The sequence below is a fragment of the Ruegeria sp. BE10 genome, from assembly GCF_056538905.1.
In genome coordinates, this window is record NZ_JBQFTX010000003.1 from 281,040 (window position 1) to 295,290 (window position 14,251).

Here is a 14,251-nt window from a genome sequence, read left to right on the forward strand (position 1 = left end):
GAGATGTTCTATTCTTCAGAATCCGATATTCTTATTCGATCGTCCAAAGTAGATAGACGAAGAGCTAAATTTCAGCCAAGGTCCCCACATGAACAAGGTTGAACCGCATGTCCTTGACCCAGATGCACTGGCACAGCCGATCGGCGATCCGCTGGGGGAAATCCTCCATTTGCTGAAATTGACAGGCACATTCTATTGCCAGTCTCGCATGACTGCACCATGGGGCGTATCGATACCGGGATTTCCCGGTGTACTGAGCTTTGCGGTCATCACACACGGGCGGTGCTTGATGAAGGTCGGTGACGATGACCCGTTCGAGGTCGAAAAAGGCGATCTGGTCTTGATGACCAACGGAGCACCGGTCGGTTTCTTTAGCTCAGAAGACACGCCGCTTTTGACGCTGGAGGAGTTGCCCATTCGCAAGGTAACCGAGCTTTATGAAACACTGGAATACGGCGGCGGCGGCGCGGAGACGGGCATCATGTACGGCTTGGTCCGAATAGATCACGCCGCCAGTGATATGTTGATGCGCTTGCTTCCGGATGTACTCAAAATCGACCCGTGGGAGGAGGACGCCGGAAGTTGGTTACAGGCAACTTTGCAATTCATCGCAAAAGAGGCGCGGGAATTGAGACCGGGTGGCGAAACCGTGATTACGCGCCTGGCAGATGTCGTTGTCATCGAGGCCATTCGTCGTTGGCTGAACAGCGCACCCGATTCAGATCGAGGCTGGTTAAAAGCTGCGCGAGACCCGCAGATCGGGCGCACGATAGTCGCCATTCACCGTACGCCTGCTGCGGCTTGGACAGTCGAGTCTCTCGCGGAGGTTGCTGGTATGTCCAGATCCGCGTTCGCGGCGCGGTTTACTGGGTTGGTAGGCGTTCCAGCAATCCAGTATCTTGCAACGTGGCGTATGCACCTGGCCAGCGAAAGGTTGGTGTCTACCGATCAACCAATCTCGCAGATCGCCGCTGACATCGGATACTTGTCAGAGCCTGCGTTCAACAAAGCCTTCAAACGGGTATTTGGCGCACCACCGGGAAAAATCAGGAGGAACGGAATTCACTCCGTATCCAGGCGAAACTTGAGAAACTGAGCATCTTCGTATTCGATCTCGCCGATGTGTTTGGCACCGAGTTTCCGGAGTGCACCCAGATTATTTCTACTTGGTGGCAGCAGAAACGTGACAAAGGGGATACGTTTATCAGCGATCGCAAAGTCGATTGCCATTTTGGAAATCCGGTTCCCAAGTCCAAAGGCGTCGGGCCGCAAAACCAACCCAAAATCCCATTCGTCACCTTCTTTTTGAAAGCCCCCCCAACCAACATACCGACCGCCTGACAAAAACGCCCAATGTCCAAGACCGTCCCGTGCCCAGTAGTCTTCCTTTTTGGCGATAAACTCTCTTGCGACCTCAACATTCCAATTGAACGTCAAAAGCGGCATATGCTCTGCTACCCGGGGGTCGGACATATGAACCGCAATGTCATTCGGATCGATTTCCGAAAGGCGTGCAAATGAAATCCCATCTTTCATCATTGTACTCACTTGATGGCCCGAGCTGTCCCTTGCATGCAAAGTAATTATGGCGCGAATACTGTTTCACAGCTTTCTCGCGACAATGTACCGGCTCGGCAATAACCCGGCTTGATCCGCTGTCTCAACGATATCGAAGCCCGCACGTTCAATAGCGTGCTGGAGTTCAGCTACGGATACAAACTTTACGAACGGAGCTTTCCCGAGCACCTGCATAATCGGGATCGCTATTCGGCTGATTATGCCATATTTGAACCCTCCGCTCTCTGGAGCGCAGACGGTCTTGGAAATGAATACCCCACCGGGCTTTGTAAGGGTCGCAATGTGTTCGAGTGCATGGCCCATATCGGGTACAAGGTGCAGTAGATTATGTGCGAGGACAGCGTCGTAAGAACCGTCGTTAGGATCGTGCTGCAGAACCTCGGCCACTTTGAACGTTACATTCTCCAGCTCTTCTTCAGCGAGTTTCTCGTTGGCGATTTCGATCATCCCCGGTGCGAGATCGGAGGCAGTGACTTGAGCCACATGTGGTGCCAGTAGCAACGCGGTTGACCCCGTCCCACACCCGATTTCCAGCACGCTGTCTTCGGCTTGCAGGTAGGACTTTGTACGTTCGAGCGTGTTCAGATACCCTTCCATGTTCCGGATAGGATCAGCCGCATATTTGCGCGAAATCTTGCTCCAGAACGCGGCATCTTTGGACAATGCAGCCATATCGTTTCTCTTTTCCTTTAGTGTCACCGCAGCCAATATCTTAAAACGCCGATTTATTAAATTGCCAGATATTGCAGAACTGTTATGCATTAATGCATGAATTGGAACGCTATCAATTTCGATTGGAACCAGGCTCGGTCCTTTCTTGCAACGGCAGAAGAAGGATCGTTTTCCGCCGCGGCGCGCGTGCTTGAGCAGACCCAGCCAACCGTAGGTCGTCAGGTCGCCGCGCTGGAACAGGCGCTTGGCGTCACCTTGTTTGAAAGGGTTGGCAAGTCGCTTAATCTGACAACAGCCGGTGCTGAGCTCTTGGTGCATGTCAGTGAAATGGCAAATGTCGCGAACAAAATTTCTCTGACCGCAACAAGCCAGTCACAAGCAGTTGAAGGGCAAGTCAGGATCACTGCTTCCGACGTGATGTCAGCCTATCAGCTACCGCCTATTCTCAAACAGATCAGGCTCGCGGCACCGCGGCTTGAGATCGATGTTGTCGCAGCAAATGACATACGAGACATACAGCGGCGCGAGGCAGATATCGCAATTCGGCATGTGCGCCCGACACAGCCGGACCTGATTGCAAAGCTCGTGGCAGAAGCGACGGCACATTTTTACGCTGACCCTTCATACCTCGAACAGGTTGGGCGACCACGAAATGAAGACGAACTTGCTAAGTTGGATTTCGTCGGCTTTGGCGATGTTGACACGATGATTGGATTTCTCAATCCGGCCGGCATCGAAGTAACCCGCAAGAATTTTCGGATTGGATCGCAGAGCGGGATAGTGTCATGGGAGCTTGTGCGCCAAGGCTTCGGCATTAGTGTTATGTCAGACGATGTGGCGGCCCTGACACCCGGTGTGGAGCGTGTTCTGCCCGAACGCGAGCCGTTCAAGTTTCCTATCTGGTTGGCCACACACTCTGAGTTACAAACAGCGCGAAGGATCAGGTTGGTATTTGATCAGCTTGCAGACCATCTCGGCTCGCGGACATATTATAGAACATGAGTTGGTCTGGTGTGTGAACTGGAGTCTGCTCAGGGCTCCAAGCCGACCTTGGAGGCGGTGCAGCATCCTGTTATCGTCCCTCGTCATCGTCGGGTTGTCGTTGTGGGCGTGCATAGCGGAGCGGAGGATCAGTTATGGAAACCCAGACTTACCTGCCATTCGCGCTCTTTGCCCGGCCTGGAACAACGGCCGGAGCGTCGGCCAGAAGCGACAATTGAAACCAAAGCACGTCTGGGTAATCCGAGTGCGACTTGGATTGGCCCAGAACCATCGCGACCTTGCACAATTCAACATGGCAATCGATAGCAAGTTGCGCAGATGCGAAGGGGTGAAACTGCCTGTTGCCTTTGCAACACTCAATCTTGGCGGCGAAAGTCAGCTTTGCTGGCCGTCGACCTTAGCGGGAAGAGCAGAGAACGGCGTCTCTTAAGCCCTAATTGCAAGACTTCTGCGCCGCAGCGAATGACGGTTTTGTTGTAGTAGGTGAATCAAAATAACTGCTGCGTCAACGAGCTAAAAGAAGAACTCTTACTGAAAAAATGGATGGCCAGCGAAGTACAACGCTCCACCGGCCAAGCCATTGTCAGACCTTCACATGGTCCTTGGCGATGGCGTTGTAAACTGCACCGCCAAGGAGCGCGCCAATCACCCAGTTGAAGCCGGACAGGACCGAGAACCATGGAACCCAGACTGTCGCAACGGAGAAGACCGCAGCAATACCGAAGGCTTTGACCGCGGCGTTGTTCCAGCCGTTGTCATAGTGATAGATACCGCCGCTCATGTTGTAGAGATCGGCTTCACTAAGTTGTTCCTTTCGGTGGGCATAGTAGTCAACAATCATGATGCCAAAAATCGGGGCGAGTACCGCGCCAAGCGTGTTTACGAAACCGCTGATCCCGAACTGGCTGATGAAGCTGTTCCAAAACCCGCCAATTACCAAGGCAAAGATCGATGTAATCAAACCGGCTTTACGGAAGCTGATCTTCTCAGGCGACAAGTTGGCGATGCCGTTGACCGCCGGGATGAAGTTAGCCACTAGGTTGATCCCAACAGTTGCGGCAAAAAAAGTCATCGCCGCTATGATTCCCAGAAGTACGCTGTCGGTACGTTCGACAATCTCGGTCGGGTTGATAATTGCCTCGCCATAGACCACTGCAGCACCGCCAGTTGTCAGAAGCGCCAGTGCCGAAAACAGGATCATGTTGAAAGGCAGGCCGGCAAGGTTACCCAATTTCATCGCCCGCTTGTCTTTGGCATAGCGAGAGAAGTCGCTGAAATTAATCATCACGGCCGCGAAATACGCAACCATTGTACCGACGATGGCGACGAACCCTTTGAATTCGGTCCAAGCAGTACCTTCGGGATTGGCGAAGATCGTCGCTGTGGCCGAGAGAAGCTGACCGTCAGAACGCTGCCAAAGCACTATCACAAGCCCGATCATCACCAAATAGACGAAGGGACCAGCAATGTTCAGGAAAGTTTCAACCCAGTTCATGCCACGCCAGAAGATAACGATGTGGAAGCCCCAGACAATAAGGAAGGAAATCCAGTCAATGCCAGTCAGGCCGAGAATTTCTTCCCCGCCACTCACACCCGTGATCGAACGGATCAGCAGGGCTACAGCCGTTGAGGCAAAATAGACTTGCACCCCGTACCAGAAGACCGCGACTATCGCGCGTAGAACGGCCGGAAGCTTGGCGCCCTGGGTTCCCAGGCTGGCGCGAGCCAAGACCGGATAGGGGATGCCGTATTTTTCACCTGCGGCCCCAGACAGGTTGACCATCCACATTACAAAAAGCCCGGCCGTGATCAAAGCCGCGAAAGCAGTCCAGCCTCCGACACCAAACGAAATGAACAGCGATGCCACAAGGGAATACCCAAAGAGAGACTGTACGTCATTTGCCCAAATATTGAAGATCGCGAACGGCCCCCAGGATTTTTCATCGGCACCGACTGGGTTGAGAGTGTTTCCTTCCGGATCCATCGTGCCGCCATGCACGACGGGTGTGTTGTCAATTGAAGCCATTTTTTCCTCCCTGTGCCCGAGATCCGAGCGGAAATTTGAATCTCGGCGAATCTTCGCGCGAAATTGAACTTGCAAGTAACATTTTAGAAGATATATCATGTAGTCGACTATCAAATACTTCAGCCAACACTTTACTGTTCTGGTTGACAATAGCGCAGACGAGGAAATCGATGAGCCATTTTACCGAAGGCACATTGTCAGCGGATAAAGCCCAGCGCGCCCTTTGGTCCGCACTTCGATCCGGGGAGTTGCGGGACGGTCAGTTCGTCTCAATGTCGCAACTTGTCGGTATACTTGATTGCCCGATTGCAGCCATCCGCGAAGCGGTGAAACAGGCCAGCGCACTTGGATTGGTGTCCACATTGCCAAAGCGCGGTGTAAAAGTTATGGAAGCGCGGCCTGAAACCATCCGGGAGTGTCTTGATTTTCGCATGGTACTGGACCAGGAAGGCGCGCGGCGGAGAATTGCTGGCGGCGCGATCTCGGAATTGAAAGCCTTGCGGAAGCAGCACGATGAGATGCGACTCGCGGCCCGCAGCGGTGCGGGAAATAATCTTTCGCCAAAAGCCGTCGAAGTCGACTTGACGTTGCACGATTTTCTGGCCGAGGGGCTGAACAATCCTCAACTAGCGGCCGCTTATGACGCCAACCGGATGCGGATCGCAATTATCCAGAATGTGCGCCCGTTTATACAGGACCGGATCGTCTCTGCGATGAAAGAGCATCTTTCGATCATTGACGCCCTGGAAAGCCGTGACGTTGAAGCCGCTGTGCAAGCTATCCGGTATCACTGCGAACAAACCCTACGGTGGTGGGGCGTTGCCTGACATCCGTATTTGTTGCGCCATTCGACCCCGCGAAGCGGTTTGATCGTGGAATAATCCTCCATGACCTGATCGCAGGATTGTTAAAGCAGACCTTTTGGGCTGAAATTGCAAAGGGCGCTTTGTCCCGCTCCACGATGGTCGATCCCGCTTGCGGCGAAAGGGCGGTTTGAATTTACCAGAATTGTCACCAGTGAAGGTCCGGTTCAGTGAAATTTCGCTGCGCCACCGAAAAGGTGCTGCCGCGAGTGCGAGGAAATGCTGCGTCAGCGACATAGCAAAACATCAATGTCGGCAAAGTCCGCGTTGCTGACCTTGATGCCGATTGAACCGACTCAATGACCTACTGATACCGTCAGATGACCGGTCTGAGCCCGAAGCCGACGCAAGAAATCTTTACGTTTTTTGGGCGACGTTTGCCACTGCACTTCCGAGTAATTCGCGCATAGACTGCAGGGGTTTTAATTAAACGCCGAGGTGTCAATATGAAAACTGTACTGCCCTGTTTGACGGTAGCTTCCGCAATCCTACTGTCTGGTCAACAAGCCTTTTCGCAGTCTTTCAACGACACAGGCGATATTCTGGCGCGATCCGCCGAGATCGAGGACATTGAATACACGATCATGGTTCAACGCGCGACGCAGGCCGCAATCTGGGGAATGCCTGCGGCTGGTATGGTGGACTTCCTGAAAGGCATTCGGCGTGACCTCGGTGGCGACTACAACGATGTCGTTTACCTGAACAAACCCTTCGACTCTAAGCATGGCTTTTTGACAGCGAACGACGTGACCGCCTATGCATGGTCGTCGATGACATCTGAACCCGGTCCACTTGTGATCGAGGTGCCGGCGGCAACAGACAACGTCAGCTACTTCGGAACGATTGTGAACGCCTGGGACGTGCCAATTGTCGATGTTGGGCCGGACGGCCATGACAAGGGAGAAGGGGGCAAGTACCTGATGCTCCCGCCCGGCTACGAAGGAGAGATGTCGGTCCAGGAATTGACGGATGCGGGCTATATGCCCTTCGAAACTGATACCTACGAGTACGGCTTCTCTTTCCGCCCGAGGCTATACAACGGAGCGACGGATGCCGACGCAGCGGACTATGCGCAGACGATCAAGGTCTATTACTTATCGGAAGCGGATAACCCGCCGCCGAACACCTACCACGAAGCCTCTGAGGTTCCGTATGACTCGCTGCCCTACTACAATCATACCTACTTTCAGGACCTGAACGACTACATTCAAAACAACCCGATCCGTCCGCAAGACAAGATCATGGTCAATTTCCTGAAGGATCTTGGGATCGAAAAAGGCAAACCCTTCGAACCGACGGAACGCCAAATCGATGCTATGAACGAGGGGCTTCTATTGGCCTATGCCGCCATGCAGCGATACTTCGTTGAGCCCGGTTTAGCGACCGTTCCGCTTTGGGTCGACGAAAGCGGTGACTTGAAGTCGCAATGGCTGATCTGGGACTTTGCCGAGGGGCAAGCCGAGCTTGGCTTCCCATACGAGACCGATACCGAAGTGTTGGTCGATGATCGGGCTGGTGGAAGTTACTTTTGGATTACCTATCTGCCCAAGAATCTGGGCGGTGGCACCTTCTATCTCACTGGTCTGCGCGACAGCGCGGGAGACATGTACGACCATACTCAGACATACAAACTGAACATCCCTGCAGATACGCCCGCCGAGGATTTCTGGTCCGTGATTGTCTACTCGATGGAGACCAAGAGCTTCATCCGCAATGTGAACCCAGTCGGCCTGTCGTCGCGGGATGTAGAATCAATGCAGGTCAACGATGATGGGTCGTATGACATCTACTTTGCTCCCGATGCACCCGAAGGACAGGAGAGCAATTGGATACCGACGACGGAACCGTACTTCTTACTGTTTCGACTGTACGGACCTGCTGAAGGCTGGATTGAGAGCGGCTGGGTATTGGGTGATCTTGAGAAAATTTGAACAAGCCCAAGTCAGAAAGCTGTCCGAGTAGCGGGCCAAAACGCGATTCCGCGTAATGTCTGCTTTGTCCACATAGCTGCTGTCCAAGGCTCCAAAACACTGCATCTTTGATCTAAAGTCCGGTTCCAGTGCATTACCGCCGTCACTATGGCCTAGTGCTGCACTAGCAGCGAAGGTCCCCGCCTTCGCCCCAGAACGCGTGCAATCACCAGGACGCAGGGTAACGCTTTCACCCGGTGCCAGGCGCAGCTTCTCGCCCGGTTGATAATGATGTCGGATGCCATCCAGCCAGACCACACCGCCGCGATCCTCTGCAAAACCACCCGTGTTGCCTGAGCCGAAAAGCTCAACAATCAGAGTTGCGCCACCGCGGTTGATGATATCCTCAGCTTTCAGAACATGCGTGTGCATGGGGGGCAGCTGGTCCTGCCTTGAAATCAACAGCTTCTCGGCGTAGCACATGCCGCCGCCCATGGCCAAATCACTCTGTAACCCGTTGCGCAGGGTAAAGAGGAACAGGCCCATCTTGTCAAAATCCCCGTTACCATAATCGGTGATGTCCCAACCGCACCTTGCGTCAATCACGTGACGGGCATCACTTTCACGGGCCTTAAACTCCTTGGGTGTCCAAAAGGCAAAGGGCGGCAACGTGAACCCGTGAGTGCGGATCATCTCATCTGCTTGGGCCATGATTTCATTGATGCGCGAACGCTTCATGCCGGCACTCTTTTGGTTTTGAGGATTTCGATTACCATGGCTGCGGTCCACGTAAAGCTACCGCCGCCACAAGGTTCACCACTCATCGGGTCATAATATTCTGCAAAGCCGCTTTTCTGAATAAGCTTTAGGCTGTCGGCGAGGATGCGTTGTGCCATTTCCCCCTGCCCGGACCGACCTAGACCTTCAGCAATCAAATAATTTACGATTAACCATGTCGGCCCGCGCCAGTAGCGCAGGCTGTCAAAAGCGCCATCTGCCGGGTCGTGACTGGGCACCAGATAGCCGCATCGTTGGCCCAACAAGGCGATCCTGCGTACCAACTCCTCAGCGCGGCCATGAGGGACATCGGCAATTGCTGCGAGTAGCCCTGCTACCGTGGGCGTGCTCTGCAGATGACCAGCAGCGCGGTTGTAACACGTGTATTGTCCAAGTGTCCTATTCCAAAGGCTTTCCAATGCCGCACGACCCTTCACGGCCATTGTTCGCGCCTCCAAAGCCATTGAGGTATCGCCCAGGACTTCGGCCAAATCCGCTACATCGTCGCAGGACCGTATCAGGATTCCGTTGAAGCCCGGATCAACCAGCCGGAAGGGTGAGGCATCGTGGAGCTTCGCATTGTCCCAACCAAGCCCTCGGAAATGTTCAAGCAGCCAGATGTAACACTTGTATTGCTCGTCCGACGGGCGGTGATCAGGGTTGGCGTGTGTCGTATCGCGCCGCGTAAATGGCGCGACGCCCTCGATCGGCATGGCTTCCAGCGCTTCATCCCAATCCACCGAGTTGTCTCGGCCAGACTCCCAAGGGTGAATGATTGCGACCAACCCCGTACCGTCGGGATCGCGGTCGCGATAGAACCATTGGTGCCACGCATGAACCTTTGGTAGGAGCTCAGCCAACCGTTCGCGCGCAACAGCCTTGTCGTTGGACCGATCGTAGAGCTTCCGCACAGCAAAGCCCGCGACCGCTGGCTGGGTGATGCCAGTCGTGGGTATAACTTGACCGGTTTTCCAGACTTCAGGGCCTGGGAAATATCCGTCATCGGGTTCATGAAAGATGATATGGGGCACCATACCATCGTCCCATTGATGAGCCATAAGAGTCTCGACCTCGACCCATGCCCGATTCATGTCAAAATGCGAGAAGCCAAGCGCGGACAATGCGCTGTCCCAATTCCACTGAAAGGGATAGAGGCCATGGGTGGGAACTGTATAGCTACCCCGGTCATTTCCTTCCATTACTTCACGAGCCTGATCAATCAGCGCTTGGCTCATATATCTTCTCCTTTACGCGACAGCCAAAGTGGTTTCGGTGTCAAACCAGCGACCCCGGCCTTCTTGCGGCGCCAGCGTAAGTACGTCACCAGGTTTCACGCTGAGCTCACTGTCCAGGACGGCGCGGAACTGGTGTCCGTCCACTTCACAAGTCACGAGCAAATGTGCGCCCAGAGGCTCCACTACTTTGGCTCGCGCTCCAAAACCCTGATCCGCAATGCGCAGATCTTCTGGACGGATGGCCCATTTAAGATCTTTTCCATTTGCCGGCCCGTCAAAGCTCTGTCCCGCCACTGTCCAGCGACCAGAGCCCGCAGCTTCAGCGGGGAGGAAATTCATCGGAGGGTTGCCGATGAAACTGGCCACAAACTCGGCCGCTGGATCCCTGTACACTTCGATGGGTGAGGCTGCCTGAACAATTTTGCCCTGATGCATAACGCTGATCCGGTCAGCCATGGACATAGCTTCGACCTGATCGTGTGTCACATAGATGGCGGTGGTTTTGCTTTCGGCCAGAACGCCTTTCAACTCGGCACGCATCTCCATGCGTAGGAGCGCGTCAAGGTTCGACAGCGGCTCATCCATCAGGATCACGTCCGGCTCCATTGCCAACGCACGGGCAACAGCGACCCGTTGACGTTGGCCGCCGGACAATTCTCCCGAATAGCGCTTTAGAAGCTGTTCGATATGCATCAGCCCAGCAGTTCTCTCGACCCGGCGTTTGACTTCATCCTCGGGCAGCTTTTGCATCCGAAGACCAAAGCCAATGTTCTCGAACACAGTCAGGTGTGGGAACACCGCATAGTTCTGGAACACCATCGAGATGCCGCGATCTTTGGGCGACAGGTGATCTACCCGGCGGCCACCGATCCAGATTTCGCCGGTCGTAGCCGTTTCCAACCCTGCGATAATGCGTAAAAGCGTAGATTTACCACAGCCCGAGGCGCCCAAAAGGACCATAAATTCCTGGTCTGCGATGGTCAGGTTGATGTCGTGAAGAGCCTGGTAAGATCCAAAGTTCTTGGCGACGTTCTTGATCTGTATTTCAGCCATAACAGTTTCCTTTCAGCCACCGCTCAGCGGTTGGCGATGCCCCACATCGCAAAGAGATATTTGCGCACCGCGAAGATGAAGATCAGAGCAGGCACCACGAGGATAAAGCCGCCTGCAAATTTCAGGTGCAAAGGGGCCTCGCCCAGGGTCTGCAACAGGAACGCGGGAAGCGTCCGGTTCTCGATGGTCAGAACGGCGGCCGCGAACACTTCGTTCCACGAGATCACAAAGGCGAAAATCGCCGAGGCTGTGATCCCTGGTAGCACCAGAGGCAGGATCACCTTGGTGAATGCGGTCAGCCGTGTGCAGCCCAATGTCCAAGCCGCTTCTTCTAGCTCCAGCGGGATACCCGAGAAGAGCGAAAAGGTGATGAGCACCGCGAAGGGGATCGCCAACGTTGTATGAACCAGCGCCAGACCAAAAGCCGTATCATCCAAGCCCGTACGGATGAAGAGAACTGCCAAGGGTAGTGCCAAAAGCGGAAGCGGGAAGGCCCGTGTCAGCAGGATCAGCAGTCGGAACAGTTCTTTCCCTCGGAAGTCGAACCGCGATAGCGCGTAGCCCGCGGGGGCGCCTATGGCGATGGACATCACCATCGTCATCAAAGCCACCACAACCGAGTTCCAAAGCGCCCTCAGCATCCCCTGGAACCCCATAAAGAACTCCAAGGATCCCATATTGAACTCCGGAATGAAACTCTTGGGAAAACTGTTCACCGTATCCGGTGAAGACATCGTGTTCACGAACAGTAGGTAGAGCGGAATAATCACCCAAGCGCACAGCAGGATAACCCCAGCCCGATAGAGCCCCCTTCCCGCTTTGCGGGCGTCAGGGGCCACAACGTCTGCAACTGCCGTCATATCGTGGCTCCTTTCGGGACGCGCAGAGCGCGCATGATGATCAGAGTGAAGACGATCGAGATGATCAGAACGATGATCGCCAGCGCTGCCGCTGCTCCGCCATTCTGCAAGTCAAACTGATAGGCGTAGATTTCGCCCATAAGCACCGGGAATATCGTTCCCCCAAGGGCTGCGACCACAGCAAAGACTTCAAAGGCCAGAATGACACGCAGGACCAGGGCAGTTTGCAGCGATGGGCGCAGAAGCGGCAAAGTGATCCGGGTGAACTGTTTCCAGCGCGAGGCGCCAAACACATCCGCAGCCTCGTAGTATTCCTTGGGGATCAGACCGATGCCCGCCACAAGGATCACAAGCATAATCGCGGTCGCGCGCCAAATCTCGGCAAGCATAATCGCCAGGAACACAACCCAGGGTGTTTGATAACTCAGCAAACTTACAGGTTGGTCAGTGACACCAAGCCCGACCATCATCGAGTTCAGAAAGCCCGACTGCTCGAAGATCGCCAACCAGATGATACCTGCAGCAAGGTCAGAAATCCCCAAGGGAATGGTCCAAATATACAGAACCAGATCACGGCCCTTTTGCATCTTCGTGACCATCGTAGCCATTAGAAGTGACAGCGCCAGCTGAATTGGCACCACGGCTGCGGCCAGAAGAAAAGTGTTCTTCATCGAAATCGGGAACTTCCAGTAGCTCACAACCTCGCGAAAGTTGTCCAGTGAGAATCCGTTCTCAGTTCCAAACGCCTGCTGCGCCACTAGCGCAAACGGGTATAGGAAAAACAGGCAGAGAAACAGGGTCACCGGGAGGATCAGAAAGTAAGGCAATAGCCGCGCTTCCATCGGACCGCTCCTTTAAGTTGGGAATTTGCTGGGGAGCCGGGCCACAGCTTCCGCGGCCCGGCAGTCATGGAAGGTCTTATTCGACCGGGCAGGCACCTTCCGAAGGTGCATCTGGTGCCCAGCAAGGCGCGCCGGTTTCGTTCATGATCTTTTCCAGCTGTTTCTTTTGATCTTCCAGAACCTGCTCAATGGGTTGACCAGCCAGAACAATGCGTTCGAACGCATCCACGTATACACGGTTGAAGTCGCCGCCCATGCTACCCAGACCTGCAGGCAGTAGGCCGGGATTAGCGTCTGCCGAGCTGCTCATCTTGGCAACCGCTTCGCCGGCAGCTTTGACCGAAGGCGGTAGATCGTCTGGTAGCTCAACATCAACCACAGGGAAGAAGTTAGTGGCTTTAAGGGTTGCGATCTGTGTCTCGGGCTGCATCAGATAAGTCACCAAAGCTTTGGCACCTTCGGCATCCGGCGCGGTGCGTGGGATGGCAACACCTGCCAAAACAGGCATGAAGCCACGACCAGTCGGTCCAGCAGGCGCCGGGAAGGCGACGAAATCGTCGGGACGCTCATTGAAAGCCTGCGCAAGGCGCGAAGTATGATCAAAGACAATCCAGGCATCGCCGTTCAACAGCTGCTCCTGCATGAATGAGAAGTTGGTTGATGCGGGGTTCGTATGGCTCCAAAGTTCTTTGAACTTTTCCCATGCCGTCACAGCCTCGGGCGAAGCAAAGGTCCGCACAACACCGTTGGTGTAGGACGGGTAAAGATAACCTTGGAAAAAGCGGTGTTTCAGACCCTTGGGTCCCGCTGGAAAGCCGAACTTCTTCTGACCCGTCGCTTCTTCAACGTTCGCCGCCCACGCGATCAACTGGTCATAGGTCAGTGCATTGATGTCCGCACCTTCAGGCAGGTATTGCAGCGCTTCCGTATTGGCGGCCATGATATAGCTCGCTTGCATCCACGGCATATATTGCAGACTGTCGGTTCCCAGCTTAGCCAGATCATTGAAAGTGCCCGACGCCGACATGACGCCAAGATCGCTAAGGTCCATCAGGTCATCAGGGTTCATCGCCGAGAAGTTGCCATGCAAGGAACCCAGCAAGTCAATGCTGCCTGAGTCGGCTTGCAGCTCGGCTTGCAAGCGAGTGAGCCAGGGGCCATCTTCGTTCGGTTGGTAGTCAACCCCGCTCTCGAAGCCACCAAGAACCTCACTCCGCATAGCCTGCGCTTCTTCGGCGGGCCGGGCCTGGGTCGACCAGAACAGAGTTTCAGCTTGCACGGCAGCTGCGCCAACAAGCATCGCAACACCGGACACGGCACCCGACAGTTTCAGATGAATCGACATGATTTCCTCCCTATGTCTGAGGCTGACCGAAACCCGACAACCTCTCTCCCTCGCCGACACCTTTGGGTCAGTCTGCGGGCGAATGCAG

The 14,251-nt window shown here is 54.6% G+C and carries 12 protein-coding genes and 1 pseudogene; 4 read left to right on the plus strand and 9 right to left on the minus strand.

What is annotated here, in order from left to right; genetic code table 11:
- The first annotated feature begins 88 nt into the window (after window positions 1–88).
- On the plus strand, window positions 89–1,096 hold the full coding sequence (locus ACR0M2_RS09625; RefSeq protein ID WP_170350243.1) for an AraC family transcriptional regulator: 1,008 nt from the start codon (window positions 89–91) through the stop codon (window positions 1,094–1,096).
- Here ACR0M2_RS09625 and ACR0M2_RS09630 read toward each other — a convergent pair.
- Window positions 1,063–1,536 carry a GNAT family N-acetyltransferase gene (locus ACR0M2_RS09630; RefSeq protein WP_480704953.1) on the minus strand — a complete coding sequence of 158 codons (474 nt, stop codon included), beginning with the start codon at window positions 1,534–1,536 and terminating at the stop codon, window positions 1,063–1,065. The genes ACR0M2_RS09625 and ACR0M2_RS09630 overlap by 34 nt on opposite strands.
- A gap of 66 nt (window positions 1,537–1,602) precedes the next feature.
- On the minus strand, window positions 1,603–2,250 hold the full coding sequence (locus tag ACR0M2_RS09635) for a class I SAM-dependent methyltransferase (RefSeq protein WP_480704806.1): 648 nt from the start codon (window positions 2,248–2,250) through the stop codon (window positions 1,603–1,605).
- A 96-nt stretch (window positions 2,251–2,346) separates the two neighbouring features.
- On the opposite strand from ACR0M2_RS09635, the gene ACR0M2_RS09640 reads away from it, so the two are divergent.
- Window positions 2,347–3,252, plus strand: a complete 906-nt coding sequence (locus ACR0M2_RS09640) for a LysR family transcriptional regulator (protein WP_480704808.1) — start codon at window positions 2,347–2,349, stop codon at window positions 3,250–3,252.
- 583 nt (window positions 3,253–3,835) lie between these two features.
- On the opposite strand, the gene ACR0M2_RS09645 is transcribed toward ACR0M2_RS09640, so the two are convergent.
- Entirely contained in the window at window positions 3,836–5,236 is a 1,401-nt protein-coding gene (locus tag ACR0M2_RS09645; RefSeq protein WP_437436678.1) for an NCS1 family nucleobase:cation symporter-1, read from the minus strand.
- A gap of 212 nt (window positions 5,237–5,448) precedes the next feature.
- Here ACR0M2_RS09645 and ACR0M2_RS09650 point away from each other — a divergent pair, with 212 nt between their 5' ends.
- Both ACR0M2_RS09650 and ACR0M2_RS09655 read left to right on the plus strand, forming a co-directional pair.
- On the plus strand, window positions 5,449–6,105 hold the full coding sequence (locus tag ACR0M2_RS09650) for a GntR family transcriptional regulator (RefSeq protein WP_480704810.1): 657 nt from the start codon (window positions 5,449–5,451) through the stop codon (window positions 6,103–6,105).
- 482 nt (window positions 6,106–6,587) lie between these two features.
- Window positions 6,588–8,072: a DUF1214 domain-containing protein gene (locus ACR0M2_RS09655; RefSeq protein ID WP_480704812.1), complete on the plus strand. Its 1,485-nt coding sequence runs from the start codon at window positions 6,588–6,590 to the stop codon at window positions 8,070–8,072.
- A 172-nt stretch (window positions 8,073–8,244) separates the two neighbouring features.
- On the opposite strand, the pseudogene ACR0M2_RS09660 reads toward ACR0M2_RS09655, so the two are convergent.
- From ACR0M2_RS09660 to ACR0M2_RS09685, 6 genes and pseudogenes are all read right to left on the minus strand, one after another.
- A pseudogene (locus tag ACR0M2_RS09660) lies at window positions 8,245–8,789 on the minus strand (D-lyxose/D-mannose family sugar isomerase); the annotation flags it as partial.
- A complete protein-coding gene (locus ACR0M2_RS09665; protein ID WP_480704814.1) occupies window positions 8,786–10,063 on the minus strand; it encodes an MGH1-like glycoside hydrolase domain-containing protein in 1,278 nt (425 codons plus the stop codon). The pseudogene ACR0M2_RS09660 and the gene ACR0M2_RS09665, both read right to left, overlap by 4 nt.
- A 12-nt stretch (window positions 10,064–10,075) precedes the next feature.
- Window positions 10,076–11,116 (minus strand): ABC transporter ATP-binding protein, encoded by a 1,041-nt coding sequence (locus tag ACR0M2_RS09670; RefSeq protein WP_480704816.1) that lies wholly within the window; start codon window positions 11,114–11,116, stop codon window positions 10,076–10,078.
- A 23-nt stretch (window positions 11,117–11,139) separates the two neighbouring features.
- The gene (locus tag ACR0M2_RS09675) at window positions 11,140–11,976 is read right to left on the minus strand and encodes a carbohydrate ABC transporter permease (RefSeq protein WP_117871523.1); all 837 of its coding nucleotides are present in this window, start codon (window positions 11,974–11,976) and stop codon (window positions 11,140–11,142) included.
- Window positions 11,973–12,818, minus strand: a complete 846-nt coding sequence (locus ACR0M2_RS09680; RefSeq protein WP_170350238.1) for a carbohydrate ABC transporter permease — start codon at window positions 12,816–12,818, stop codon at window positions 11,973–11,975. Before ACR0M2_RS09680 ends, ACR0M2_RS09675 begins: the two co-directional genes overlap by 4 nt.
- Window positions 12,819–12,894: 76 nt before the next feature.
- Window positions 12,895–14,163 carry an ABC transporter substrate-binding protein gene (locus tag ACR0M2_RS09685; RefSeq protein ID WP_480704818.1) on the minus strand — a complete coding sequence of 423 codons (1,269 nt, stop codon included), beginning with the start codon at window positions 14,161–14,163 and terminating at the stop codon, window positions 12,895–12,897.
- Window positions 14,164–14,251: the final 88 nt, after the last annotated feature.